This window comes from Pseudoduganella sp. R-31, assembly GCF_049913235.1.
GTDB lineage: Bacteria > Pseudomonadota > Gammaproteobacteria > Burkholderiales > Burkholderiaceae_D > Rugamonas.
This window is the reverse complement of sequence record NZ_CP183986.1, coordinates 6,703,376-6,729,732: the sequence shown is the minus strand read 5'-3', so window position 1 is coordinate 6,729,732 and position 26,357 is coordinate 6,703,376. Positions and strand designations below refer to the sequence as shown.

Sequence of the window (26,357 nt, the reverse complement as noted above, 5' to 3'; positions counted from 1 at the left end):
TCACGGGACTAATGGAGCAAAAATGAAGATTCGCAAGACCCTGATCGCGGCAGCGATCACCCTTGTAGCAGCACAGGCTGGCGCCGCCAGCATGATGGCCAGCCCAGTCGCATTCTCCGCCCAGGAAAAGGCACGCCTGCTGGCAACCCTGAACGGCGAGCGCGGCAAGTTCGGCCTGGATACTGACCACGGCTACAGCATCGCCTCCCAGCATCCGGGCGCTTCAGGCCAGGCGATCAGCCGCATGAGCCATACCTACAAGGGCGTGCGCATTTTCGAATCCGAGTCCGTGATCGTGACCGACAAGGCCGGCAGTATCGTTGGCGAATCGGTGACCGACCGCCGCGCCAGCCTGTCTGCCAAGCGCTTCGACGTGAAGCCAACCCTGTCGGGCAGCGCCGCCATTTCCAAGGCAATGGCAACCCTGCCGGCAGCCGCCAGCCACATCGACCCGCCGTCCGCTGAACTGATCATCTTCCCCGTCATGAAGACCGTGCGCGTTGCCGGCGCCGAAACCAAGGCCGAAGCCGACCTGAATGCACTGGACGTGAAAGACGTGGTGGGCAGCTACCAGCTCGCCTACCTGGTGAAGACCCGCATGACCAAGGGACAGGAAGCCGTTTTCCACAATACCATCGTGAACGCCAGGGACGGCAGCCTGCTGGACCAGTGGAGCATGGTGCAGAGCGTGGTCGGCACCGGCCATAGCCAGTACAACGGCGACGTGCCGATCCAGACCACCCTGTCCGGTACCACCTACCAGATGCTCGATTCCACCCGCGGCGTCGGCGGCCAGTTCGGCGGTGCTGCAATCACCAATGCCAACCACGCTTCGACTTCCAACCCGACTCCGGGCGTGATCTACACCAACAGCACCAACGTCTGGGGCGATGGCCAGAACTACATTTCCGGCGGCAGCACCACCAACGCCAACGGCCAGACCGCTGCCGTCAATGCGCTGTGGGGCTTGCAGAACACCTACGACACCATGAGCAATGTGCTGGGCTGGAAGTCGCTGGACGGTAACAACACCGCAACCTACATCGCCGTACACGTGGGCACCGCTTACGACAACGCCTTCTACACCGATTCCTGCAAGTGCATGTACATCGGCGACGGTTCCAGCTTCTACAGCCTTGGTTCGATCGACGTGATCGGCCACGAAATGGGCCACGGCGTGACCGCTGCAACGTCCAACCTGACCTACCGCGGCGAGTCCGGCGGCCTGAACGAATCTTCGTCCGACATCAACGGCGAAGCGGTGGAAGCCTACGCACGCAACGGCGGCACCGGCAGCGTTGTCAACGCCGGCAACGACTGGATGATGGGCAAGGAAATCTCGAAGACCGGTACCCCGCTGCGCTGGCTGTACAAGCCAAGCAAGGACGGCAAGAGCCCGAATGCATGGAGCACTTCCCTGAAGCGCCTGGACCCGCACTACAGCAGCGGCCCTAACAACCGCATGTTCTACTTCCTGGCCATGGGTTCGAGCTCGGTGTCCACCAGCGACTACTACTCCCAGTACCTGACCCAGGCCCCGAAGAACATGACCGGCATCGGCATCGACAAGGCATATCGCATCTGGTTCAAGGCCAACACCACCAAGCTGACTTCCGGCTCGACCTATGCTGACGCACGTGCAGCAGTCGTGGCAGCAGCGCAGGAACTGTATGGCGTTGGCAGCGTTGAGGCCAAGGCGGCCATGCGCGCTTACGCCGCGATCAACGTGGGTGCAGACGTCGCTGAATAAGCTGCGCGTCCCTGCATGAGAACCGCCAGGGTGACCTGGCGGTTTTTTTTTCGGCTTAAGCGTGCCGCAGCACGACCGTCGCAATCACCGCTACGAACATGGTGAAGAAATAGCGCGGCCAGCCGGCACTGAAATTTCGCCATGCCAGCACTGCAAGTACCACGGCGGCGACGAATGGAATCGGCGTGCGGAAGTTCAGGCACAAGGTCGTGGCGAAGTAGAGCTGGATGAGGATAGCCACCCATGGACGTCCGGTGAACATCCCGCGGCTTTCGCGCGTAGGAGGCTGCGGCGTGGTAGCCGGCCTTGCCGCCGGCCTCGAAGGAGAGCCTGTGGGCGCAGCAGGCTTTTGCCTTGCAGCGGCTTTTGCCTGCGTCAACTGCTCCTGCGTTTTCTCCAGCACGGGCGCAGCCGGTATTGCCGCTTGCCAGAAGCCGGCCCACGGTTCCTTGCCTTGCGCCGACAAAGCGCGGAAGCCGCTGCTGCGGCGGGCGACAGGTGCGCTTGCTGCCGGCGCTTGCGCAGTCCATTTCGCGCGGGCTGCCCGCACCTGTTGCAGTAACGGTGCCCCTTTCTCGGCGTCGACCATCTTGATGAACTGCGCGTAACCTTCGAGCGCATCGATCACGTTTTCATTGCCGTTCCATTGTTTGCCGGCCGGGCCGTCTTTTTCGACCTGGAACAGGGTCGCGCGGAAGCGGCGCAAGGTATCGCGGTCGAGGGACAGCTTCTTGTTGACCACGATGCCGGTCACGCTCTGGCAATGCGCATCGCTCATGACATGCTGCTTGTCCGGGTGAGGCGTGAAGCCTTCGTCGGCAATGATCTGCTTGACGCGCCATAGCAGCTTGCCGGCCAGCTTGCGCGCGGCGGCATCGCCGGAGAAGGTCAGGTCGTCGGCATAGCGGGTGTAGGTGAAGCCAAGCTTTGCGGCGCAGCTTTGCACGCGAGCGTCGAGACGCCGGCACAGGATGTTGGTCAGCGCCGGGCTGCTCGGAGCGCCCTGGGGCAGGGCGCGCTCGCCGGTGGCGACAAAGAATCTTTCGCCGTCCACGCTGACTTCTTCAACGGGCGTCTCCGTGCAAACCAGCCCGAGCGTGGTGGCCAGTTGTGCGCTGTAGCCCAGCTCCCTGAACACGCCCTTGATGCGCGGCAGGCTGATGGACGGGAAAAAATTCTTCAGGTCCAGGTTGATGACCACGGACTTGCCCACGTGGGGGTGGGCATTGCTGACAATCGAACGGCCTGGGATGAACCCATGCGCGGCAGGGTGCAGCGGCACCTTGGCCAGGATGTTGTCCAGCACCCAATACTGCAGGCGCTTCACGCGCGGCAGCGGCGCAGAGATGATGCGTTCGCCGCCGGTTTTCTTCGGCATGGCGAAGCGGCGATAGTGGCTGATGCGCGATACGCGGCGCTCGAAACTCAGGAAGCGCAGCTCGGGCAGCGTGATGCCCATGGCGGTTGCGAGTTCGCTCGCGTTGTTCATTGCAGGCAGCGACCAGCGCGCCAGTTTTTCGGCATTGCTCTCGGCGTGATTCAGGCCGGCGGAAACGCCTTCGCCCAGGTAGAGCAGTTCGGTGGACTGGCGCTGATGCCAGGCCGTCGCGCGTTCAAAACGTTCGCGCGCACGCTTCTGGCGGGTCTCTTCCCGCCGTTGCCGCGCTTTGGCCATGCGCTCCTTGCGCATCGCCTTGAGAGCCTGTTCCGGGTCCTGGATGGTGCGCAGTTCCTGGCCAAGGCGGTGCAGGGCGCTGCTGAGTTCAGCTTCACGCTTGACGACTTCTTCCAGTTCGGTAGGCTCGCCGGTATTGGCAGGCCAGAAGCCGAGGCGCTGCATCTCGCCCAGCACGACTTCCTGGCGCGAGCTGTTACGCAGGCGCTCCATCAATTCTGCGCGCGTGGTGACTGGGCTGGATTCGGTGGCGCTCATTGCATGGCCTCCTGGCGAGGCGAGCGCGAAAGATGCAGACACGGCGGGATTGTCATCGAAGAGCCTTTAAGACTGGGGCGCTCCACTCGATGCCATACGACACCGGTGCTGCGAATGGACTGCAGGGCAGTCACACCGTCTTGCGGCACCGGTGTCAGTATGGCACTGTGAAGAGCGTGCCAGTGGCGCATGGGAAGAGCTGAATACGTGAACGGCGATCCACCGTTCGGGTTGCAAGAGCCATCCCGCCGTGTTTGCTGGAACGAGTATATCAGTTCATTTGCTTTTTTCATATCGATCGTCATCCTCAAGCCGCCTGCTGCCGCGACATGCGCAGCGCGAGCATGTGCGCGCAAGGACCTTTGTGCATGCGGTTGAACGTGAAGAAGTTGCATTGGCAGGCGCCATCGACGATGCGTTCGTCGGCATCCAGCCGCAGCATGACCTGGTACTGGCGGTCGCCTTGCTTTGCCTGTGCGCTCAGGCGGATGCTGCCGTCTGCAACCGCTTCCACGGCGTGTCCGCTCATTGCATGGAGGGCGACCAGCTTCCGGGCCTCCTCCTCCTCGGGGCTGGCGAAACGCAGCGTGTCCAGCGGCAGCGGCTCGCGCGCCAGTTCGCGCAGGCGGTAGACTTCATTCACCAGGTCGTAGATCACGCGGCCGGCCTGGGTGTACAGGGTCAGCGCGCGTTCGACCAGCATGCGATCGAGGCCGGTGTCGAGCGACAACTGGGCGCTGGTGGCGAACCAGCGCTTGCCCAGCGCGGCAAAGACTTTTTTCTTGCTGTCGTTGTCGATCTCGCCGCGCGGCGCGAGCAAATCGAACTGGCCGGCATGCGACCAGTCGTTGGCGGTCCAGCCGGAAAGCCCAAGCGTGAACTGCATGCCGGGCATATTGGCGATCCAGAAGCTTGGCAGGCCGCTGCCCATCAGGTGCACAGTGAAGCTCTGGGCGACGGGAATCAGGCGCTCCAGCAGCATCAGGCGGCGGCGGCCCCAGACGCGAACTTCTTCCGCCACGTTGCCCTGATAGATGGAGCGGCGGCAAACCACTTCCTCGTTCCAAGGTTCGAACACCGCGCGCACCGGTTCTCCCGGCGCCAGCACGAAACGGATCGAGCGCGGACCGACGCGCTCCTTCTTGCGCCGCATCTGCAGGCAGAAGTTGTGCACGTCCATCGGGTGCAGGTCCAGCCGGCGCGCCACCATGTTCATTGCGCTGCTGACCTGCAGGAAGCCGCGCACCCAGGTGTCGGGCACGTCGATTTTCTCTTCGATGAATTCGGGATCGTCGGCGGTCCTGACGTGGAAGCCGCCCGGATCGATCGACAGCCTGGTGCTTTTGTAGTCGCGAATCTTCTGGAATTCGCCGTACAGGCTTTCCGAGTAGTCGATATTGGTGGTGCCGCAAGCGAAGTCGCCGATGTGGTCGAACACATTGTGGCTACAACTGAGCGAGGCGTAGCTCGATTCGTCGCGGCTGAAACACTCGAAGAAAACGCGGTCCGGATGCACGGTAATGACCGGGTCGAGCGCGATCCACAGTTCGCGGTTGGTCTGGTACAGGTAGTTGTAGTACCGCGCTTGCGCATCGTAGAAGGGCTTCATCAGCTTCGACTTGCGCTCGCGCAGCGCACGTATTTCAGCTTGCAGCGGCTGCAACTGCTCTTTCAGCTCGCTGCCGCGGGCCTGGAACTGCGCCAGCATCATGCCTTCGTTTTGCGCTACCCATTCCTTGTAGGCTGTCTTGTCCTTGGGCTGGTAGCGCTGGTCGGCGACCACGACATCGTGCAGGGCGGAGATCGCCTCGCGGAAAGGAATGTGCTTGTTGATGTCGGCGACGAAGTGGGTCGGTGCGCGCAGGGTATCCGGCACGAAGCGCATATCGGTCGACGCGGCGCTGTTGCTGACGTAGGTCTCGCCGTAGTAGCGGTACTGGAATCTCATGTCTTGCTTCCCCGGCCGGCGATGGCTGCTGGCGTATGGATCGTGATGGCTGCCGGCAGCCCGGGATAACGCTGCTGGATGGTGCGCAGGCCTTCGATGTATTGCGCCTTGTCGGCGATGGCGACTGTCAGCACCTGGCGTGCAAATACCCTGGCCACAAGGCGGCGATTTCCTCCGACAGTTCGGCCTGCGCGCGCAGGAACGCCTGCACGCGGCTTTTCACGACGCGGCCGCGATTCACTTGCGACAGCACGCTGAGGAAGTAAGGTTCCATGCGCTGCAGCTTGTGCACGTCGCCGGCGCAGGCGCTTTCCAGCCAGGAGCTGACGAACAGCTGCATATTGGCGGAAGGGTGCTGGCTCAGCTTATCCAGCAGCTCGGTCACGTCGCCGACGTCGAAATGCCTGGTGATCATGGCGCGGCCGAAGCGTTGCGCCGCCGGGTCCTGGTGGTCGCACAGGTTTACCAGCAGCAGCGGCGTCCAGTCGTCGCGGGTGCAGGCCTCGGTAAAGAAGGCCGAGGCGAACTCTCGGCTGTCGTCGAAGCGGCTGTCGAAAATGCGCAGCGCCGCCTCCATCTGGCTGCGTACGCGCTGAGGAGCGGAACGATAAGCCTGGAAAGCCCATTGCCGCACGCTGGCCGTGGGGTTGCGCCCGAAAGCGGCCCAGGCCGCGACGTCAAACTGTTCGGGGCGGAAGCCGGGCAGCAGGCGCGCACCGAGCAGCTGGGCGCCTTTGCTGCGCGCAGCCAGCAGGCGCGCCAGCAAGGCGGTATCGGCCAGTTGTTCCTCATCCTTCAAGGGACCGGTGACCCAGGCCACCAGGTCGGCATGCATGCCTTCGCCGGTTTCGCTGCGGAACAGCGCGTCGAGCAGGCCGGCCAGCAGCGCCTGGCGGAAGCCGGCATCGGCGACGCTCAGGCGCTGGATGACCGGATCGACGCCGCGCCGTACGCTTGCCTCGGCGCTGGTGGCAAAGGCGATGATCAGCTCCGACTGCGCGCACAGCACCTGGTCCGGCAGCGTGCCGAACAGGCGTACCGCTGCGCCGCGCACTTCGGCATCTTCATCCTTCAGCAGCATGGCCAGCCTGGAGCCGGGCAGCATGCCGGTGGGCGCGGGATGCAAGATCAGCCATTGGCAGGCCAGGAGCCGCACCGCAGCCAGCGCGTGGCCAAGCAGTTGCAGCAGGCGTTCGTACGGTGCGCCTGCCGCGGCATCGCGCAGCGGATTCTCGATCAGCCAATGCAGGTCGGCTCCAATCGGCGGCACGGCGTTGCGCGCATCGTCGATGTCGGCGCAGTTGTCCAGCCAGTCAAGCAGTTGCATGACAATGGCCGGAGCCTGGCCTGGCAAGGTCGCAGCGACCTGGCACAACATGCGGCCCTGGCGGCGTACCGCCTCCAGCGGAGCGCAGGCGATGGTCGCGACCAGCAGCGGGTCGGCAGCGTAGTTCAGCGGGTCGCGCACGATGCAGTCCAGCGCGTATTGGGTCGCTTCCGGCAAGGTGCACTGGATCAGGAGCAGCAGCCACTCGGTTGGCGGAATGCCCGGTTCGAAGCGCTGGCGCGCCACCTGGAAGGCAAAGCGTGCCGTCGACAGGTAGGGGCTGCGCAACAGCTCGCGGATCACGTCCGGCTCCAGGGCGGCGCAGAAGGCCTTGTTGTCGGCCAGCGCGCGCGCCGCGAATTCGTGCACGCCGGCGCAGCGGCTTTGCTGCATCAGCGAGAGCAGGGCCTGCGGCTGCGCATCCCACAGCTCGGGGAAGGCTTCCTGGCGCCTGTCGTCGGGCTGGATCGGGTGCGGCTGGTACCAACTCGTGCCCGGGCGGTTGCTAAGCCAATGGCCGCGCGCGCGCAGCATGCGGTTGAAGACCATCCAGTAGCTGTAGCTGTCGTAGAAACGGCCACCGCGGGCGCTTGCCTGGCCGGCGTCGCTGTCATCCATCGCAGCCAGGACCCCGAGCGCCATGCGGACGTAGGCCGCGTCGCCGTCCTCCGCAAGCCGGCGCAATGTGCGCCAGCCGCGGCGGCGCAGGTAGTCGCGCGTGCGCAGGCCGTAAGCCACTTTGCTGTCGGGACGCGAGGCTTCCTCCGCGTACTTGACGTAGGCGCGGCGCACATAAATCCACTGGCTGCTGCTGGTATGGGTATCGGTGTCAAAGCGCTGCTGGATCAGGCCCCACAGCTCGGCATCGCCGGCCATCTCGGCTGCCTTGTAGATATGGCGCACGGCGCGGAAAGTCCCGGCGCGCAGGCGCATCCGCTTCAGGTGGGTGCGCAGCAGGCGGCGCGCCATCGGCTGGCTGAGGGCCACCTGGTGCAACTGCTCCAGCCAGTCCGACTTCGACAGGCCTTGCCACTCGTCGTCGCCGGCGGCAATCGACAGAAATTTTTCTTCATCCTGCTGGTCCCAGGCGTTGCGCAGGACTGCCGGCCAGTCGGCCAGCAAGCGGGCCGCGTGCGCCTGCAGTGCGGCGCCGTCGGCCAGCATCAGCCAGGCTTGCAGGGCGATGCGGCGCACGGCATCGCTGCGGCCGCGCGCGTGCAGCTCCTGCATGGCGACGGCGGCTCCGGCATCGCCGCAGCGGCCGATCGCCCAGGCCAGGCAGTAATCCTGCATGACGTCGCCGCGCGCTATCAGGTCGACCATGGCGGGGACGGCGCCGCGCAGGCGGCGTTCGCCGATGCGCCAGATGACCCGGTTGCGGTGGTGCTGGTCCAGCTTTTTCCAGTTTCCCGCTTGCAGTTGCTGCAGCAGCGCGACGGCGGCAGGATCGGATGGCGTTTGCGCCGGGGCTGGAGCGGATACCGCGCTTTGCGGCAGGGCCGGTTCGGGCGCGGTTGCCGGGTCGACGAAACCTTGCGCAGCGCGTTCGATCAGCGCCAGTTCAAACAGGGTTTCGGCGGCTTGCCAGTCGACCGGCTGCGGAGTGCGCGTGCTTTCGCGCCACTCTTCGCCGGTGCGGCCCTGGCGCAGGTTGACCAGGTAGCGGCCAGGAGATCCTGCCACTGCGCCCGCCACTTCGCAGAGCTCAATCTCGCAATGGATGGTGGCGTCTTTTTGCCTGCGAACCAGGCTGCTTTTCCGAATCAGCTTCACTGTAGTGCGGGCCTTGACTTGAAATCCGGTTACTCAACAGGACGATGTTAGCCAATCTTGCAAGTGTTTGCAAATAAAGCAATTCCTACGCCGTCTTGAGCAGCGCTTCCAGCAGCGGTTCGCAGGCGGCAGCCAGCCGATCCAGGCTAGCTTCGCGCAAGGCGTTGGTATCGACGGTGTGTTGCGTTGCCAGGCCGGCCCAGTGCAGCAAGGCGCGGCCGGCTTGCGGGTGGTCGAACAGCCCGTGCAGGTAGGTGCCGAGCACCTGGGCGTCGGACGAGACGGCGCCTTCCGGCCGGCCGTCGATAAAGAAGGCTGGTTGCGCCAGTGCGGGGCCGTGCGACACGCCCATGTGGATCTCGTAGCCGCTGACCGGCGCAGCGTTGAAGGCGCATTGGCCGGAGACTTGCGCCAGGCGTTTGTGGCGCGTGAGCTCCGTTCGCATGTCCAGCAAGCCCAGGCCGGTCTCGCTGCCGGCCCGGCCTTCCACGCCGTGCGGATCGTCCACCTGGGTGCCCAGCATCTGGAAGCCGCCGCAAATGCCGATCACCTTGCCGCCATAGCGCAGGTGGCGTGCGATCGCCTGCGGCCAGCCGCCTTCCTTCAGCGCGGCCAGGTCGTCGCGCGTGTTCTTGCTTCCCGGGAGGATGAGCAGGTCGGCAGGCGGGATTGCTTCGCCCTTGCGTACAAAGCGCAGGTCGACGCCGGGGTGGGCGCGCAGCGCATCGAAGTCGGTATGGTTGCTCATGCGCGGCAGGCTTGGCACCACCACGCGGAAGGCGCCGCGCTCGGCCTGCACGGCCTGCACCGCGTCTTCGGCATCCAGGTACAGGCCATGCAGGTAGGGCAGCACTGCCAGCACCGGCTTGCCGGTTTGTTGTTCCAGCCAGTCCAGGCCGGGCTCCAGCAGCTTGATGTCGCCGCGGAAGCGGTTGATGACGAAGCCGATGATGCGACGGCGTTCGCTCTCCGACAGGCAGGACAGGGTGCCCACAATGTGGGCGAACACGCCGCCGCGGTCGATGTCGGCGCACAGGATGACGGGGCAGTCGACGGCTTCCGCGAAGCCCATGTTGGCGATATCGCGGTCGCGCAGGTTGATTTCCGCCGGGCTGCCGGCGCCTTCCACCACCACGGTCTCATACTGTGCCGACAACCGCTGGTGGGATTCCAGGACGGCCGCCATGGCGACGGTCTTGTACTGGTGGTAGTCGCGCGCATTCATGTCGCCGCGCACCTTGCCGTGGATGATGACCTGGGCGCCGATATCGCTGCTTGGCTTGAGCAGCACGGGATTCATGTCGGTGTGCGACGGAATGCCGGCGGCAATCGCCTGCAGCGCCTGGGCGCGTCCGATTTCGCCGCCGTCGACGGTGACCGCGCTATTGAGCGCCATGTTCTGCGGCTTGAAGGGCGCGACGCGCACGCCGCGCTGTTTCAGCAGGCGGCACAGGGCCGCGACAATGGTGCTCTTGCCGGCGTCGGACGTGGTGCCCTGGACCATCAGGGTACGGTAAGGGAAGCTCATTTTGCAGGACGGTGCTTGCGCGCTTCATCCAGCTTTTCGCACAGCACTGCGGTGCCGGCGATCATGCGCGGACCGGCGCGATTGAGCAGGCTGCCGTCGATCGTGAACAGGTTGTCCTGCCTGGTCGCCTTGAGCGTCTTGTAAGGGCGCCACAGGCCGACCCCGCCATAGTCCTTTTCCGCCGTGGCGAAGACTGCTTCGGGATCGGCTTGCAGCACGGCCTCCACGCTGACTACCGGCGCCGTGACCTTCTGGTCGGCGAAGATGTTCTGGCCGCCGCATGCTTTCAGTGCGTCGCTGACGATGTGTTCGCCGTTCAGTGTGTAGAGCGGCTTGTCCCATACCTGGTAGAAGGTGCGCACCGGCGGACGCGCCGCATATTGCGCGCGCAGGGCAGCCAGCTTCTGGCGCAGTTCCTTCGCTGCCGCGTTGGCGGCGGGCTCGGTGCCAAGCAGCCTGCCCATCTTTTCCAGGTTGTCGGCGATCTGGTCCAGTTTTTTCGGCTCGCTGTGGAACATCGGGATGCCGAGCTGGCGCAGCTGGTCGATCTGGCGCTCGGAGGTGCCGTGGCGCCAGACCACCAGCAGGTCCGGCTTCATCGCCAGCAGGCGCTCCATGTCGACCTGGCGATTGTCGCCGACGCGGGGAATCTGCTTGGCGGCTTCGGGATAGTCGCTGTAGCTGACCGCACCCACGATTTTTTCGGCGCCGCCGGCTGCGAATAGCAGTTCCGTGACGTGCGGCGCCAGTGCGACGACGCGCTGCGCCGGCTTTTGCAGGGTGACCGGCTTGCCGTCATCGTCGTTGACGGTGATGGCGGCGTGCGCCTGCAGTTGGGCGGCGCACAGTGCGGAGATCAGCAGGTAACTTTTCATCGGTTCGTCCATTCGTTCAATGCCAGTTCAAGGCGCTGCCAGCCTGCCTCGTCGGACGGCAGGCCGAGGCGGATGCCGCGCGCCGCTTCGCGGAACAGGCGTACCCAGATGCCGCGGCGCGCCATGTGGTCGTGGAATTCTTCGGCAAGCGGTTCAGGCCACCATTGGAACAGCGAGGTGCCGTTGCTGGCGATGCCGTGGCTGGCCAGCAGCGCGCGCAGCCGGGTGCCGGCAGCGTGCAGCTTTTCCTGCGCGGCGCCCTGCCATGCGCTGTCCTCCAGCGCGGCGCGCGCGACTTGCTGCGCCGGTCCGCTTACTGCCCAGGGGCCGAGCATGTCGGCCAGCGGCGCGAGGATGTCGTCGCGCGCCGCGACGAAGCCGAGGCGCAAGCCTGCCAGGCCGAAGAACTTGCCGACGGAGCGTAGCACAACCAGGCCAGCGGCCTGCGTGGCGTCGGCAAGGCTGTGGGCGCCATCGGTGTCGGCGAAGGCCTCGTCGACGACCAGCCAGCCGCCGCGAGTTGCCAGCGCTTCCGCCCACCGGAGCAGGGTTGCGCGCGGTACGAAGGCGCCGGTAGGGTTGTTCGGGTTGCAGACCACCACAACGTCGGCCGTGGCCACGGCGGCGTCAAGTTCGCTGTAAGGAACTGGGCTGGTGCGGTGGCCATGCTGCGACCAATGATGCAGGTGCTCGGCATAGCTTGGGCTGGCGATCACCACGCGCGATGGCGCGCGCAGGCGGGGCAGGGCCTGGATTGCCGCCTGTGTTCCCGCGACTGCCAGCATGCGCGGTGCGCGGTAGTAGCATTGTGCGGCTTGCAGCAGGGCCGGATCGTTCTCGGGCAGTCGATGCCAGGCGTCGGAGGCCAAGGCTGGCGCTGGATAGCCGCCCGGATTCAGGCCGGTCGACAAGTCCAGCCAGTCGTTGCGGCCGTAGCGTTGCGCTGCTTCGCGCAGCTTGCCGCCGTGTTCAAGCATGATGTACTCCATAGGCGATGGCGAGCATGACGGCAATCCATAGCCCGCTTGCGTTGCGCACCAGGCGCCAGGCGCGCGTAATGTCGGCGGCAGACGCTTCGGCGCCCTCGCCGAGCGGCGGGCGCTGTTCGGTCTGGCCGCCATAGCTTGCTGCCCCGCCCAGTTGCAGGCCGAGCGCGCCGGCTCCAGTAGACATGACCGGCCCCGCGTTGGGACTGCTCCAGGCGGGAGCCTGCTTGCGCCAGCAGGCCAATGCGCGGCGCGTGCTTCCGGCGCCGGGCGCCAGCAGGGCGTAGCTCATGGCGGTCAGGCGCGCCGGCAGATAGTTGAGCGCATCGTCGATGCGGGCCGCGCTGCGGCCGAACAGGTTGAAACGTTCAGTGCGATAGCCCCACATGGCGTCGAGCGTGTTTGCGAGGCGGAACAGCAGGGCGCCGGGCCCGCCGGCGATGGCGAACCAGAACAGGGTGCCGAAGACGGCGTCATTGCCGTTCTCCAGCGTTGATTCGGTGGCGGCCTTGGCGAGTTCGGAAACGGTGGCCTGTTCGGTGTCGCGGCTGACGATGCGGGCGGTCAGGGCGCGGGCGGCCGGCAGGTCCTTGGATTGCAGGGCCCGGCCGATCGGGATCATGTGGTCGCGCAGGCTGCGCAGGCCAAGGCAGAAGTACAGCAGGGTGGCGTGCAGGGCCGCCTGTGCTGCGGCGGGCAGCGGCTGTGCGAAGGTCCATGCTGCCAGCATGGTGAGAGGCACTACGGCGAGCGCCCAGGCAAGTGCGCCGAGTGCGAAGCGGGCAACGGGTGCAGCCGGGGCGGCGGCGCTGGAACGGTTCAGGCGCGCTTCGATTGCGTTGGCCAGGCGGGCGAAGCCGACCAGCGGATGCAGGCGCGAGACTTCGCCGAGGATGGCGTCGAGCAGCACGCCAGCCAGCAGTGCGGCAGCGAATGTGGTCCAGTCCAGGCCAGCCAGCAGCATCAGGCGCCTTTCAGCATCAGCGGCAGGCCCGCCGCGACAAAGACGACCCGGTCGCAGACGGCGGCAACCGACTGGTTCAGGCGGCCGGCTTCGTCGGCATAGCTGCGCGAGACGGCGCCCCAGGGCACGATGCCCATGCCGACTTCATTCGACACCAGCACGACCTCGCCGCGCTCGACCGCCAGCTCGCCGAGCAGGGCCGCGCGCTGTTCGTGGAAGCACGCCGGAAGCTCGATCGTGCCGACTTCCGGGTATTGCGTGCCGTCGCTGAACATCAGATTGGACAGCCACAACGTCAGGCAATCGACCAGCACCAGGCGGTGCGCCGCCCGCCATTCGGCCAGGGCGGCTGCAAGCGCGACTGGCTCTTCGACGGTGCGCCAGTGTTGGGGCCGCTGCGCGCGATGTTGGGCGATACGGGCCGACATTTCGGCATCGCCCGCTGCGGCTGTGGCGATGTAGACCACCTCCTTGCCGGAAGCCGCCGCAAGCTGCTCGGCGTGGACGCTCTTGCCGGAACGGGCGCCGCCAAAGACCAGTGTGCGTGTCATGCAGCGCTCCGCAAGAACAAGGCCGCCACCGCGGCGGGGTTGGACGGGAAATAGCCGTGGAAGTAGGACGCTTGCAGCGAACCCACGCGGTAAACGGCTTCGCCCGCGGCGCCGCTTGGATGCTTTTGCGTCGTCGCGGCGGCGGGCACCGAGGTCTCCAGACGCGAGTAATGGAAGGTATGGCCGCGCAGCGGGCCCTGCGCGGTAGGCATCGCTTGCGCTCCCAGGCCGGCAAGGCGGGCCTGCATGGCGACCTTGCCGAGCAACAGGCCGGCCATCGGCCACTCCTTGCCTTCCTTGTCCTGCAGCGAGTCCGCGAGCGCCATCATGCCGCCACACTCGGCGACGATGGGCAGGCCGTCGGCATGCGCGGCGCGCAGCGATGCCTGCCAGCGCTGTCCGGTGGAGAGCGCTGCGGCGTGCAGTTCGGGATAGCCGCCAGGCAGGTAAACGGCCGTGGCTTCGCGCGGCACCGGCTCGTCGGCCAGCGGCGAAAAGTAGTCGAGCTGCGCGCCGAGTGCTTCCAGCGTCGACAGGTTGGCCGGGTAGAGGAACATGAAGGCCGCGTCGCGTGCGATGGCAATGCGGGAGCCTTCAAGAGGCCGTCCTGGCGCGCCGTTGCCGGCAGCAGCGTCTGCGCCAGCCGCAATCGACATGATTGGCAAGGCGTCCCAGGCTGCGAGATCGAGCGTCAGCTGGCCGGCCAGCGTGTCGAGCAATGCATCGAGGCCGGCGACTTCGTCCGGCAATACAAGACCCAGATGCCGCTCGGGCAGCGATGCGGCCTGCTTGGGCAGGGTGCCCAGCAGTGGGATGTCGCGCAGGGAGGCCGCGACCATGGCCGCGTGTCCGGCGCTGGCGATGCGGTTCGCCACCACGCCAGCCATGGCCACCGGCCCATAATCGCGCAAGCCGTGCACCAACGCCCCGGCTGTTTGCGCCATGGCCCCGGCATCGATCACGGCCAATACCGGCAAGCCGAATTCGCGCGACAGGTCGGCGGCGGAAGGCGTGCCATCGTAAAGGCCCATTACACCTTCGACCAGGATCGCATCGGCCTGCTCCGCCGCCTCGGCCAGCAGGGCGCGGCAGCGTTCAGCGCCCACCATCCACAGGTCGAGCGATTCGACCGGCGAGCCGCAAGCGCGCGCCAGCACCATCGGGTCGATGAAATCCGGTCCGCACTTGAAGACCCGCACGCGGCGCCCGGCGCTCGCCAGCTTGCGCGCCAGCGCTGCCGTGACAGTGGTCTTGCCCTGGCCGGATGCGGCGGCTGCAATGAGGACGGCGCGGGCTACCATTCCGTGCCCGGCTGCGCTGCGATGCCGGCCTTGAACGCGTGCTTGACCACGGTCATTTCAGTGACGGTATCCGCGACGTCGATCAGTTCCTGCGGCGCGGCGCGGCCGGTAACCACCGCATGCTGCATCTCCGGACGATCCAGCAGGTCGGCAATCACGTCGTGCACGTCCAGGTAGCGGTACTTCAGGGCGATGTTCAGTTCATCCAGCACCACCATGCCGTAGGATGGATCGCGCAGGAAGGCGCGCGCCTGCTGCCAGGCCTGCTGCGCCTTTTCAATATCGCGCTCGCGGTTCTGCGTTTCCCAGGTATAGCCTTCGCCCATGGCGTGGAAGCTGCACTCTTCAGGGAAACGGCGCAGGAACTGTTCTTCGCCGGTCGACATGGCGCCCTTGATGAACTGCACCACGCCCACTTTCATGCCGTGCCCCATGGCACGCATCGCCATGCCGAAGCCGCTCGAGCTCTTGCCCTTGCCATTGCCGGTGTTGACGATCAGGACGCCGATGTTCTTGTCGGCTGCCGCGATCTTGGCGTCGATAATGGCCTTCTTGCGCGCCATGCGGTCGCGGTGGCGGTCGTTGATATCGCTCATTGGGGGCTCCCGGGAATGAAGATGGTGCGTTCGCCGTGGCGGACGGTTTCGATTGGATGGTCGAGGTATTCGCTGAGGACAGCGGGCTGCATCACTTCCTCGACCGGGCCCGCCAGCCAGCGCCCGTCGCCCATCAGCAGCAGTGCGTGGGAAGAGACGCTGTGCGCCAGCGTCAGGTCATGGCCAACCATCACCACGGTCTTGCGCTGCTCCCGGCAAAGCCTGGACAGCAGCGACATCACGCTGACCTGGTGCGCAAGGTCCAGCGCGTTGGCCGGTTCGTCGAGCAGCAGCAGCGGCGTATCCTGCGCCAGCATGGCGGCGATGGCCACGCGCTGGCGCTCACCGCCGGACAGCGTGCGCACGTCGCGTGCCGCCAGGTGGTCGACTTCCATTGCGGCCAGGGCGGCAATGGCGGCCTGGTGGTCGTCGCTGTTTTCCCAATACCGGTTGTCGTGGTAGGGATGGCGCGCCGACAGCACGGTTTCGATCACGGAGTACGAGAAGGCATCGCTGCGGGCCTGCGCCAGGAAGGCGCGCTTGAGCGCCAGTTCCTGCAGCGGCCATTCGCCAAGTGCGCGGCGGTCGATACTGACATGGCCGGCTTCCGGCTGGCGCAGTCCGGCCAGGGTGCGCAGCAAGGTGCTCTTGCCGGCGCCGTTGCGGCCGATCACGCTCCAGCATTCGCCGTCGCCGACCTGCCAGTCCAGCCTGTCGACCAGGGTGCGCTTGCCCATGGCAAGGCGTAGTTGATGGGTGCCGATCATCTTATTTCCTCAGCCGGTGCAGTTGGTACAGGAAGACCGGCGTGCCCACCAGCGCAGTGACCACGCCCGCAGGCAGTTGCTGCGGCGCGATGATGGTACGCGCCACAGTATCGGCCAGCACCAGGTAGGCGCCGCCGACCAGCGCGGCGCTTGGCACCAGCAGGCGATGGTCGGGGCCGAAGGCGAACCGGCAAGCGTGCGGCACGATCAGGCCGACGAAGCCGATGCTGCCCGCCGTTGTTACAGCACTGGCGGTCAGCAGGCCGGAACAGAAGAACAGGCCCTTGCGCAGCGCGCTCACGCGGATGCCCAGGGTGGCTGCCGCTTCCGCATGCAGCGCCATCACGTTCAGCGAACGTGCAGCGCGCAGGGCGAACGCCATCCCGCCGGCCAGCACAATCCACGGCAGCCAGCGGATCGGGGAACCGGACAGGTCGCCGATCAGCCAGAAAACCATGGTGCGCAGGCGGCTTTCCGGCGCAATCGACAGCATCAGGGTGACCAGGGCGATGCAGCCCGAAGACAGGATCACCCCGGTCAATAGCAGCAGGGCAGTGCCGCCTTCCGCGGCGGTGCCGCCGCGCAGGTCGCGCCGCGCCAGGAAGTACAGCATCATCGATACCACGACCGCGCCGGCGAAGGAGGCGGCATCCACCATCCACGCCGCGCACATGAACAGCAATGCCGCCAGTGCGCCAACCGATGCGCCGGACGAAATGCCCAGCACATAAGGGTCGGCCAGCGGATTGCGCAGCAAGGCCTGCATCATCACGCCGGCCAGCGACAAGGAAGCGCCGGTGACAAACGCCGTCGCCGCGCGTTCGGCGCGCAGGCCCAGCAAGTGGCCAGGCAATGAGGTCGGTTGCCCGCTGATGAACTCCCGCAGCGCGCCAGGCATGTCGGCCAGCGGGATGCTGACCGAACCGATCATGCCGGCGGCAACCAGGCTGGCCAGCGATAACAGCACCAGCAGGATGATGACGGTGACGGCGCGCATGCGCAGGTTGGCGGAAAGTGGATGCATAGCGGGCAGCTTATCTCATTTATTTGTAGCTGAAGCGCAGGCCGGCATACACGGTGGAACCGGCGGTGGCGTAATTGCGCGCCAGTTCATAGTGTTTGCCGGCCACGTTGTTCCAGCGCAGGGTGGCAGTCCAGGAACGGTCGAATTCCCAGGCCGCATACAGGTTCAGCAAGCCGTAGCCGCCCAGGCGGTTGCGGTTGGCCGTATCGTCGAAACGGTAGCCGGAAAGCTGCCACTCGGCGCCGGTACTCAGGCTGCCCGCAGTATATTCCAGCGCTAGGTTGCCGTGGCGCTTGGCGCGGCGCACCAGCAGCTTGCCGCTGATGTCGTCCTGCGGGTTCTGCAGGTCGGCGCTCGCGGACAGCGTGAAATTGCTGCCCAGCTGCTGGCGTGCCGACAGGGAGATGCCTTCCAGCGTGGCCTGGTTGACGTTGTAGGCGCAGCCAAGGCGGAAGCCGGGCAGCGGACAAGGGGCGATGTTCACCAGCAGGTCGGTCAGCTTGTTGCGGTATGCCACGGCGCCCAGCGCTGTGCCGCCCTGTTCGAAGTGGACGCCTATTTCGCGGTTGCGGCCTTCTTCCGGGCGATTGGCCGGCAGGCCGTAGCCGGGGTAGTACAGCTCATTGAACGTCGGCGCGCGGAAGCTGGTGCCGTAGCTGGCGTTGACGCGCAGGCCCGGCGTGATGCGGTAGCCGTAGCCCAGCGAGCCGGTACTCTTCGAACCATACTGCGAGCTGTCGTCGTTGCGGGCGGCGGCGGCCAGCAGGTGGTCGCCGCGCTTCATGTTGTAGCTGGCGGCCCAGGAAGTGGTGCTGCGCTCACGCACCAGGGCGGCGGTGTTGGATTCGATTTCTTCCTTGCGGTGTTCGGCCAGCAGCTGCAGGCTGTCGGTGCCCAGCGCGATATCGTTCTGCCAACTGAACTGGGTCTGCTTGGTATCGATCTGGCTGGCGGTGGCGGCAAAGCTGCCGGACTTGTCGCGCGATTGCGCGGCTTGCGTCGTCATCTGCCAGGCGTCGCTCAGGCGGTTGCGCGAGTAAAGCGCGGCGGTGTCGAGCTTCTGCGTGCTCCAGGCGCGCACCTTGGTGCCGCTATCGTAATCCGCTTCCTGGTCGCTATGCAGGAACTGCACGCCCAGCTCGTGGCCGGGCGCGACCTGCCAGGCCAGTTGGCCGTTGGCGTGCTTGCGGTCGTAGCCGTCGTCATCGCTGTTGTAGCTGGAGCTGGCCGGCAGCGTGGCGGAGAAGCCGCCGGAGCGTTCCTTGCCCGCGCTGAGGGCATAGTTGAAGGCGCCGGCGCTGCCGGCAATGCCTGCGGTGCCGGATCGGGTGCCGTAAGTGCCTGCCAATACGCCGGCATCGATCGCCGGGCTGCCCTGGCCATTCTTCGTGAAGATCTGCACCACGCCGCCGATGGCATCGGCGCCGTACAGGGTGCTCAACGGGCCGTACACGACTTCGATATGGTCGACGGCGGACAGCGGAATGGCATTCCAGGCGGCCGCGCCGCTGCTGGCGGAGCCGATGCGTACGCCGTCGATCAGGACGATGACCTGGTTGCCGTTGGAGCCGCGCAGGAACACGCTGGCATTGGTGCCCGGTCCGCCGTTGCGGCTCACTTCGATGCCGCGCTGGCGCTGCAGCAGTTCGGTGATGGAGCCGGCGCCGCTGCGCGCGATTTCCTCTGGGCCGATGCTGAGCGTGTCGCTGATGATGTCGCGTGCTGCTTGCGGCGTGCGGGTGGCGGTGATCAGCACGGAATTCAGTACGGCAGCCTGGGTTTGTGCTTCGACGGCAGGTGCGGCAACGGCCAGTGCCAGCGACGCGATGGCCGCTTGCCGGGTAAGGGGAAAGGACATGACAACTTTCGTAACGAGCCGCCGGCCCACGTCCCCGTAAGCCGGCATGAACAGGAACGGGCGCAGGGCGCGTTCCCACCTGGTCTGGCCGGTATCCGGGCTGGCAAGTCTGGCGGCCTGGCCTTCCCATGCTTGCGCACAGTGGCCGGGAGGTCGCTGCCGCACATTGAAGGCGGCACTTGCTTACCGTTGCGGGGGCAGCACACGTTGGCTGTCAGGGACAGCGCCGTGTTTCCCGTTTAACTGCATTCGAGAATTCGATTGCGGGCACCAAAACCCCGCCATTATACGGACTTGGCTGGCCAGGACAAGCGAAGGATCCCGCAATACTTGATGTGGTTTGGCCTGGCGGCCGCCTGCTGCAAGGGCTCACCGGCGGCGATGGCCGCCATCAGGCGCATGGTGCCGGCGTGGCAGACGACAATGGCGTCGTGCTGCAACTCATCGAGGAAGGACTGCACGCGGCGCGCCACCTCGCGCACGGTTTCTCCGCCGCCAGGGCGGTAATCGAGCAGGTCGGCGGCCCAGGCATCGACCTCGGCGCGCGCGACGTCGGGCCAGCTGCACAGCTCCCAGGCGCCGAAATCCATTTCCACCAGGCGCGGGTCGGACGTGAAGGCGCCCAGCAGGGAGGCCAGGGCCGTGCAGCGCCGCAGGGGGCTGGAGTACAGGCGGTAGCCGCGGGTGAGGGCGCTGGCCAGTTGCGGCGCCAGGGCGGCGTGGCCGGCGGCCAGGGCGTCCGCTGCTGCCGGAATGTCGCTGCTGCCGTAGCACAGGCCGGGCGCGACATCGGGCTGCGGATGGCGGACGAGGATCAGTTCCACATGCAGGCCAGTGCCGCGACGTAGAACACGGCTTCGGTCAATTGCTGGACAGCGCCAAGGCAGTCGCCAGTATAGCCGCCCAGGCGTTGCCGGAACTTGCGCGCCAGCCAGAGCGTCGCCAGCAGCATGCCGGCCAGGCCGGCGCCCAATGCAGCCGGCGGCAGCCAGCCCACGACCAGCGCGCCCGCCGCGGGCAGCGCGGCCGTCAGCGTCGCGATGGCGAACTCGCCGCCGCGCATTTCCTGCGCCAGCGGCTTGGCCTTGCCCTCCGCGCGCGCATACTCCATGCGCCAGATCAGCGAACAGGCCATGAGGCGCGACAGCGGATGGGCCGCCAGCAGGGCACCAAGCACCGCCAGCTTCGGCATGCTGGCCAGCGCCGCCACCTTGGTTGCCAGCATCAGGCCGATGCCGATGGCTCCATACGCGCCGATGCGCGAATCCTTCATGATCTCCAGCACGCGCTCGCGCGTGTGACCGCCGCCCAGGCCATCGCAGCTATCGGCAAAACCGTCCTCGTGGAAGGCTCCGGTGGCATAGATGCCGGCGGCCGTGGAAAGCAGCACGGCAAGCAGCGGCGGCAGCACCAGCGCCGCCGCCGCGTACACTCCGCCCGCAATCGCCGCCACCACCAGTCCCACGGCAGGGAAGTAGCGCGAGGCATGGTGCAGCCAGGCCGGCTCGAAACCGACCCAGCGAGGAATAGGCAGGCGCGTGAAGAATTGCAGTGCGATGAAGAACAGGCGCAACTGCTGCATGGGCGCTTACTCGGACTTCTCGCTGACCTGGGCCGACTCGAAAGTCGCCATCTGGTTCAGGAAGTTGACGGCGGCATGCAGCAGCGGCACGGCCAGCGCGGCGCCTGTGCCTTCGCCCAGGCGCAAACCGAGGTTCAGCAGCGGGCGGCCGCCAAGGAAGTCCAGCATGCGCTTGTGGCCATTCTCGTCGGAGCAATGCGAGAACACGCAGTAATCCAGCACCGCCGGCTGCACGCGCGACGCGACCAGCAGGGCGCTGGTGACGATAAAGCCGTCAACCAGCAGCACCATGCGCCGTTCGGCTGCCTTCAGCATGGCGCCGACCATCATCGCAATTTCCAGGCCGCCGAAAGCAGCCAGCGCCTGCAGCCCGCCCTGCGCATCGGCGTGCAGGGCCATGGCGGCTTCGATCACGTGCTGCTTGTGCAGCACGCCTTCCGGCGCCAGGCCGGTGCCGGCACCAACGCAATCGGCGACCGGAGTGCCGGTCAGGCGATGCATCAGCGCGGCGGCGGAGGTGGTATTGCCGATCCCCATTTCGCCGAAGCCCAGCACATTGCCCGGCAGCTCGGCCACCAGGTCCATGCCGCACTCGATCGCCTCCATGCACTGCTGCACCGACATGGCCGGCTGTTGCGCAAAATTGGCGGTACCTGGGGCGATCTTGCGGTTAACCAGGCCTTCGCGCGTCCCGAAATCATGCTTGACGCCCGCATCCACCACTTTCAGCGCGCAGCCGTTCTGGCGCGCGAAGACATTGATGGCGGCGCCGCCGGCAAGGAAGTTCTCCACCATCTGCCAGGTCACATCCTGCGGGAAGGCGGAAATCCCTTCCGCCACCACCCCATGGTCGCCCGCGAACACCAGGATGGCAGGCTCGCGCAGCTGCGGGCTGGTGGTCTGCTGGATCATGCCGACCTTGTGTGCCAGCGCCTCCAGCGCTCCCAGGCTGCCCAGTGGCTTGGTCTTGTTGTTGATGGCGCTATCCAGCCGGGCCGCGAGCGCTTCGTCTTTGAGTGGGGTGATGTGTGGGATGGTCATCGCGGAATTATAATGCCCGTATGCGCATACTTATCATTGAAGACAATAAGGATATTGTCGCCAACCTGTACGGCTTCCTTGAGCCCAAGGGCTACGTACTGGATACGGCAGCCAATGGCTACGGTGGGCTGGCGCTGGCAACCGAGCATGAATACGACGCCGTGGTGCTGGACGTGATGTTGCCCGGCCTGAACGGCATGGAGCTGTGTCGCAAGCTGCGCGGCGAGCTTGGAAAGGCCACGCCGGTGTTGATGCTGACCGCGCGCGACACGCTGGAAGACAAGGTCGCAGGCTTCGAGAGCGGCGCCGACGACTACCTGGTCAAGCCTTTTTCACTGGTGGAGCTGGAAATCCGGCTGCGCGCCCTGGTGCGGCGCGCCCGCGGCGTGCAGGCAGCGGCGCCGGTGCTGCAGTTCGGCGACCTGACTTTCGATACTGTCAATTACGAGGTGCGCCGCGCCGGACGCCCGTTGGGGCTGACCCGCACCGGCTATACCATCCTCAAAAGCCTGATGAAGGAAGCACCGCGCGTCGTTACGCGGGATGCGCTGGAACATGAGGTGTGGGGCGACGAGCGTCCCGACAGCGACGCGTTGCGCACCCACATCCATGCGCTGCGCCAGGCGCTGGACAAACCTTATCCTTTTGCCATGCTGCGCACGATCCCGGGCATCGGCTACAAGCTGGTGAACGCAGATGAAGAAAACTGATTCGCTGCGCCGACGCATCGTCGGCGCCTACATGACCTTCGCGGTCGCAGTCTCCGCCGTGTTTGCCGTTATTGCCGCCCTGGCAGTGGAAGGCATCGAGGAAAAACTGGTCGACGAGCGCCTGGAAGAAGTGGCGTTATGGGCCGCCCCGCGCCATACCGGCGGCATGCCGGTGCAGATGCCGGCCGGCCTGACCTTCCACCACGGCGCCGACATCCCGCGCTCGCTGCGCGGGCTGCCGCATGGCGTGCGCGAGATCACAGTCGATGGAACCGACCTGCACGTGCTGGCCGGGAACGATGGCCATGGGGAATTCGTCGTGGTGGATCACGATAGCGAATATGAAACGATCGAGATCGTGGTCTATTCGATGTTCGCTGCAGGCTTCCTCACTTTTGTCATCTGTTCGCTGGTGCTGGCGCGCTTCCTCGCCAACCGTATTGTCACGCCGATGACGCTGCTCTCGCAGGCGGTCGAACAGCGCCAGGAAGAATTGCCCTGCCTTGAGCGCAACGACGAACTGGGCGTGCTGGCGCGCGCCTTTGCCGGCCGCACCGGAGAGCTCAAGCAATTCCTTGACCGTGAACGCTTCTTCACCGGGGACGTAAGCCACGAATTGCGCACGCCCCTGACCGTGATCAGCGGCGCGGCGGAAGTGCTGATCGCGCGTACCGAGGGCGAGCCTGGCTTGCAAGCGCCGGCCGAACGGATCTACCGCGCCGCGCGCGAAGCCAGCGACGTGGCCAGCGTGCTGCTTCGCCTGGCCCGTTCGCCGCAAGGCCTGGAAGCGCCGCCGCAGTCGGTTGCCGAGCTGGCGGAATACGAAGCCACGCGTTGCCAGCCCCTGGTGGCCGGCAAGCCGGTCACCTTGCGCTATCTGGATGGAGCCGACTTCACCGTCCACGGCTCGCGCGAGCTGCTGCAGGCCGCGATCGGAAACCTGCTGCGCAACGCATGCGCCTACACGGAGCGGGGCGAAGTCGTGCTGCGCCTGGAGCAGCGTTCGATCGTGGTGGAAGACACCGGGCCAGGCCTGCCTGCGGCAGCGCTGGCGCGCCTGCGCGGCGAATCGGGCCCGGAAGGCGATGGCGCCTCGTCCGGCACCGGCCTCGGCCTGGGGCTGGTGCAGCGCATCTGTGTGTATCTTGGCGCCGAGTTGCATGTCCAGCAACGCGAGGGCGGCGGTACCCGTTTCTCCATCGGCTTCCCAGCTGATTTAACGCAATCTTAACGCCGCCTTGACGTAGCCTTTACCTACTGCAAGCTATCGTGCGAGGATGAAATTTCCTCGCATTCATTCCGCCTTTCTTCCCCTTGCCACAGCTTCCTTCCTGGTCCTGATCTATAACATCAGCTTCTGGAAGGGCTTCGTGTCGGCTACGGGCGGGTTCCAGCTCGCCAACCTGCTGGTCTATCTTGGATCCGCGCTGCTGCTGGTGCTGGTGTTCAACGGGGTGCTGGCGCTGGTGAATTTCCGCGGCCTGTTCAAGCCTGTTGTGATCGCGCTATTGCTGCTGTCCTCATTGACGGCCTATTTCATGTCCCAGTACGGCATCGTGGTCGATGCCTCCATGGTGCAGAACGTGGTGGAAACCGATGTGCGCGAGGCCGGCGAGCTGTTTAGCTGGAAACTGGTGCAATCGGTGCTGCTGCTGGGCGTGATCCCGTCGTGGCTGATCTGGCGGCTGCCGGTGCGCTATGGTTCCCTGCGTCGCGAGGTGCTGGTCAATACTGGGCTGGTGGCCGGTTCGCTGCTGCTTGCTGCCGGCTTGTTGATCGTGCTGTTCAAAACCCTGGCGCCGGCCATTCGCGAACACCGCGAACTGCGCTTCATGTTGACGCCTACCAATGTGTTCCAGGCTACGAACAGCTACCTCAAACGCAAATGGGCGACGGCGACCGTGATTGCGCCCCTCGGCACGGATGCCGCCAGAGGCAGCTTGTGGGCCGCGGCGGGCACCAGCCAGCGTACGGTGACCATCATCGTGGTCGGCGAGACTGCGCGCGCCATGAATTTTTCCTTGAACGGCTATGGGCGCGAAACCAACCCGCGCCTGGCGCAAGTGCAGTCGCTGGTCAACTTCACGAATGTGAGCTCGTGCGGTACTGCCACGGCGGTCTCGGTCCCCTGTGTGTTTTCCGACCTCACGCGCGAGGATTATTCGGAAGACAAGGCGCGCAGCAAGGAAGGCCTGCTGGACGTGCTGCAGCACGCCGGGCTCGAGGTGATCTGGCGCGACAATAATTCCGGTTGCAAGGGAGTGTGCGACCGTGTGCGCTTTGAAGACATGTCCAAGCCTGTCGCCGGCAATGCGCTGTGCAATTCCGAAGAGTGCTACGACGAACACCTGCTCGAAGGACTGCCGGAGCTGATCCGCGACGCCAGGAGGGACCTGGTCATCGTGCTGCACCAGAAGGGTAGCCATGGCCCTGCGTACTGGAAGCGCTACCCGCCCGAATTCAAGAAGTTCGGCCCGGTATGCCAGACCAATGAACTGGAGCAGTGCACACGCGAACAAATCACGGCAGCCTACGACAACACCATCCTGTACACCGATTACTTCCTCGACAAGACCATCAAGGTGCTGAAAGAGTCGGGGGTACCGGCTTCCATGCTGTATTTCTCCGACCATGGCGAATCGCTGGGTGAGAAGAATATGTACCTGCATGGTGCTCCGTACATCTTTTCGCCGGAGGAACAGCGCAAGGTGCCGATGATGCTGTGGCTGTCGGACGGTTTCAGCCAGCGCTTCCACCTTGACCGCAACTGCCTGGCCGCGCGCAGCAGCCAGCCGTTCTCGCACGATAACGTATTCCATTCCACGCTCGGCATGCTGAATGTGAATACCGCTGTTTACAACCCCAAGTTAGACATGTTCCATGCGTGTATCAATGATGCTTAAGAAATCCTGGGGATTGCTGGCGCTGGCAGCGTCGGCCGTCCTGATCCTGCTGCTCGGCCAGTTCACGGACGTTGACTTGCGCCTGGCAGACCTGGTGTACGACCGCGCGCGTGGTGTCTTCCCTTTGCAGCACACCTGGTTTACCGAGCAATTCAACCATGTCATCCTCAAGGCCCTGCTGTCATGCATGGCCGGCGGCGCCGTGGTGCTGGCGCTGTGGGACATCTGGCGTCCGCAGCTGCATTGGGTTCCTGCACAGCGCCTGGGCGTAAGGGTTCTAGGCATGTCGGCCATCAGTGTACCGGTCGTGGTGAGCCTGCTGAAGCGCGCCAGCACCTCGCACTGCCCGTGGGACCTGGAACGCTATGGCGGCCACGCGCCTTATATCCGCTTGCTCGAACTGATGCCGGCCGGTGTCGAAGCGGGCCACTGCCTGCCGGGCGGGCACGCGTCCAGCGCCTTGTGGCTGATTGCATTGTCGGCCTTCTGGTGGCCGGATCAGCCGCGCAAGGCCTTTGGCGTCGGCGCCTTGACGATGGCCTTTGCATTAGGGGTCGGCTTTGTGCAGCAACTGCGCGGTGCCCACTTCCTTACGCATACATTGTGGTCGGCCTGGATCGCTTGCGCAGTCGTGATGGCGAACTATTTACTTGCAAAACACCAGGCGTTTGGTTATAGTTCTGTCCCTCGCAACGCAGCGCTGACAAATCAGTAAAGCGAAACGAGAAAAAGAAGGGGTTGACGAGTTGCACGCTGTACCGCATAATCTCGCTTCTCTGCTGCTGACGAACACAACGCTTCGTCGAACAAACAGGCAGCGATCTTTAAAAATCAACAGTCGATAAGTGTGGGCGTTTGACGATATGCCCGGGCCTTCGGGCTCGATGCTCAAAATATACGTTATAACGCTCGCACAAAATAAACGTAAATCTCGAAAGAG

Annotated in this window: 22 protein-coding genes and 1 riboswitch; of the genes, 5 read left to right on the top strand and 17 right to left on the bottom strand. The window is 65.4% G+C overall.

Annotation, left to right across the window (positions count from 1 at the left end):
* The first annotated feature begins 22 nt into the window (after positions 1-22).
* Positions 23-1,750 (top strand): M4 family metallopeptidase, encoded by a 1,728-nt coding sequence (locus ACN9MY_RS30690; RefSeq protein WP_426166181.1) that lies wholly within the window; start codon positions 23-25, stop codon positions 1,748-1,750.
* A 55-nt stretch (positions 1,751-1,805) separates the two neighbouring features.
* Here the strand turns inward: ACN9MY_RS30690 and ACN9MY_RS30685 are convergent, their stop codons facing one another.
* The 17 genes from ACN9MY_RS30685 to cobT all read right to left on the bottom strand — a co-directional run bounded on the left by ACN9MY_RS30685 (position 1,806) and on the right by cobT (position 21,804).
* Entirely contained in the window at positions 1,806-3,683 is a 1,878-nt protein-coding gene (locus ACN9MY_RS30685; RefSeq protein WP_426336615.1) for a reverse transcriptase domain-containing protein, read from the bottom strand.
* 307 nt (positions 3,684-3,990) lie between these two features.
* The gene (locus ACN9MY_RS30680; RefSeq protein WP_426336614.1) at positions 3,991-5,631 is read right to left on the bottom strand and encodes an SWIM zinc finger family protein; all 1,641 of its coding nucleotides are present in this window, start codon (positions 5,629-5,631) and stop codon (positions 3,991-3,993) included.
* Positions 5,628-5,789, bottom strand: a complete 162-nt coding sequence (locus ACN9MY_RS30675) for a hypothetical protein (protein WP_426336613.1) — start codon at positions 5,787-5,789, stop codon at positions 5,628-5,630. The genes ACN9MY_RS30680 and ACN9MY_RS30675 overlap by 4 nt, the downstream gene beginning before the upstream one ends.
* Complete coding sequence (locus ACN9MY_RS30670) at positions 5,759-8,641, bottom strand: hypothetical protein (RefSeq protein WP_426336612.1); 2,883 nt, start codon at positions 8,639-8,641, stop codon at positions 5,759-5,761. The genes ACN9MY_RS30675 and ACN9MY_RS30670 overlap by 31 nt, the downstream gene beginning before the upstream one ends.
* A 175-nt stretch (positions 8,642-8,816) precedes the next feature.
* A complete protein-coding gene (locus ACN9MY_RS30665) occupies positions 8,817-10,259 on the bottom strand; it encodes a cobyric acid synthase (protein WP_426166172.1) in 1,443 nt (480 codons plus the stop codon).
* Positions 10,256-11,134 (bottom strand): cobalamin-binding protein, encoded by an 879-nt coding sequence (locus ACN9MY_RS30660; protein ID WP_426336611.1) that lies wholly within the window; start codon positions 11,132-11,134, stop codon positions 10,256-10,258. Before ACN9MY_RS30660 ends, ACN9MY_RS30665 begins: the two co-directional genes overlap by 4 nt.
* Entirely contained in the window at positions 11,131-12,111 is a 981-nt protein-coding gene (gene cobD / locus ACN9MY_RS30655) for a threonine-phosphate decarboxylase CobD (RefSeq protein WP_426336610.1), read from the bottom strand. Before cobD ends, ACN9MY_RS30660 begins: the two co-directional genes overlap by 4 nt.
* Entirely contained in the window at positions 12,104-13,081 is a 978-nt protein-coding gene (locus ACN9MY_RS30650) for a CobD/CbiB family cobalamin biosynthesis protein (protein WP_426337666.1), read from the bottom strand. Before ACN9MY_RS30650 ends, cobD begins: the two co-directional genes overlap by 8 nt.
* A 2-nt stretch (positions 13,082-13,083) precedes the next feature.
* Positions 13,084-13,635, bottom strand: a complete 552-nt coding sequence (gene cobU / locus ACN9MY_RS30645; protein WP_426166165.1) for a bifunctional adenosylcobinamide kinase/adenosylcobinamide-phosphate guanylyltransferase — start codon at positions 13,633-13,635, stop codon at positions 13,084-13,086.
* Positions 13,632-14,936: a cobyrinate a,c-diamide synthase gene (locus ACN9MY_RS30640; protein ID WP_426336609.1), complete on the bottom strand. Its 1,305-nt coding sequence runs from the start codon at positions 14,934-14,936 to the stop codon at positions 13,632-13,634. The genes cobU and ACN9MY_RS30640 overlap by 4 nt, the downstream gene beginning before the upstream one ends.
* Complete coding sequence (gene cobO / locus ACN9MY_RS30635) at positions 14,930-15,532, bottom strand: cob(I)yrinic acid a,c-diamide adenosyltransferase (protein WP_426166161.1); 603 nt, start codon at positions 15,530-15,532, stop codon at positions 14,930-14,932. The genes ACN9MY_RS30640 and cobO overlap by 7 nt, the downstream gene beginning before the upstream one ends.
* On the bottom strand, positions 15,529-16,299 hold the full coding sequence (locus ACN9MY_RS30630; protein ID WP_426166158.1) for an ABC transporter ATP-binding protein: 771 nt from the start codon (positions 16,297-16,299) through the stop codon (positions 15,529-15,531). Before ACN9MY_RS30630 ends, cobO begins: the two co-directional genes overlap by 4 nt.
* Before the next feature lies 1 nt (position 16,300).
* Entirely contained in the window at positions 16,301-17,323 is a 1,023-nt protein-coding gene (locus ACN9MY_RS30625; protein ID WP_426336608.1) for a FecCD family ABC transporter permease, read from the bottom strand.
* A gap of 19 nt (positions 17,324-17,342) precedes the next feature.
* Complete coding sequence (locus tag ACN9MY_RS30620; protein WP_426336607.1) at positions 17,343-19,181, bottom strand: TonB-dependent receptor domain-containing protein; 1,839 nt, start codon at positions 19,179-19,181, stop codon at positions 17,343-17,345.
* A 69-nt stretch (positions 19,182-19,250) separates the two neighbouring features.
* Positions 19,251-19,471, bottom strand: a riboswitch (cobalamin riboswitch).
* Positions 19,466-20,005: a histidine phosphatase family protein gene (locus tag ACN9MY_RS30615; protein ID WP_426336606.1), complete on the bottom strand. Its 540-nt coding sequence runs from the start codon at positions 20,003-20,005 to the stop codon at positions 19,466-19,468. Its footprint overlaps the riboswitch before it by 6 nt.
* Positions 19,996-20,763 (bottom strand): adenosylcobinamide-GDP ribazoletransferase, encoded by a 768-nt coding sequence (locus tag ACN9MY_RS30610; RefSeq protein ID WP_426166147.1) that lies wholly within the window; start codon positions 20,761-20,763, stop codon positions 19,996-19,998. Before ACN9MY_RS30610 ends, ACN9MY_RS30615 begins: the two co-directional genes overlap by 10 nt.
* A gap of 6 nt (positions 20,764-20,769) precedes the next feature.
* A complete protein-coding gene (gene cobT, locus ACN9MY_RS30605; protein WP_426166144.1) occupies positions 20,770-21,804 on the bottom strand; it encodes a nicotinate-nucleotide--dimethylbenzimidazole phosphoribosyltransferase in 1,035 nt (344 codons plus the stop codon).
* Positions 21,805-21,824: 20 nt separating this feature from the next.
* Here cobT and ACN9MY_RS30600 point away from each other — a divergent pair, with 20 nt between their 5' ends.
* The 4 genes from ACN9MY_RS30600 to ACN9MY_RS30585 are packed head-to-tail and all read left to right on the top strand — an operon-like array spanning position 21,825 to position 26,132.
* Entirely contained in the window at positions 21,825-22,514 is a 690-nt protein-coding gene (locus ACN9MY_RS30600; protein ID WP_426166141.1) for a response regulator transcription factor, read from the top strand.
* Complete coding sequence (locus tag ACN9MY_RS30595; protein ID WP_426166138.1) at positions 22,501-23,745, top strand: sensor histidine kinase; 1,245 nt, start codon at positions 22,501-22,503, stop codon at positions 23,743-23,745. The genes ACN9MY_RS30600 and ACN9MY_RS30595 overlap by 14 nt, the downstream gene beginning before the upstream one ends.
* A 46-nt stretch (positions 23,746-23,791) precedes the next feature.
* The gene (locus tag ACN9MY_RS30590) at positions 23,792-25,417 is read left to right on the top strand and encodes a phosphoethanolamine transferase (RefSeq protein ID WP_426166135.1); all 1,626 of its coding nucleotides are present in this window, start codon (positions 23,792-23,794) and stop codon (positions 25,415-25,417) included.
* Entirely contained in the window at positions 25,407-26,132 is a 726-nt protein-coding gene (locus tag ACN9MY_RS30585) for a phosphatase PAP2 family protein (RefSeq protein ID WP_426166133.1), read from the top strand. The genes ACN9MY_RS30590 and ACN9MY_RS30585 overlap by 11 nt, the downstream gene beginning before the upstream one ends.
* Positions 26,133-26,357 lie beyond the last annotated feature (225 nt).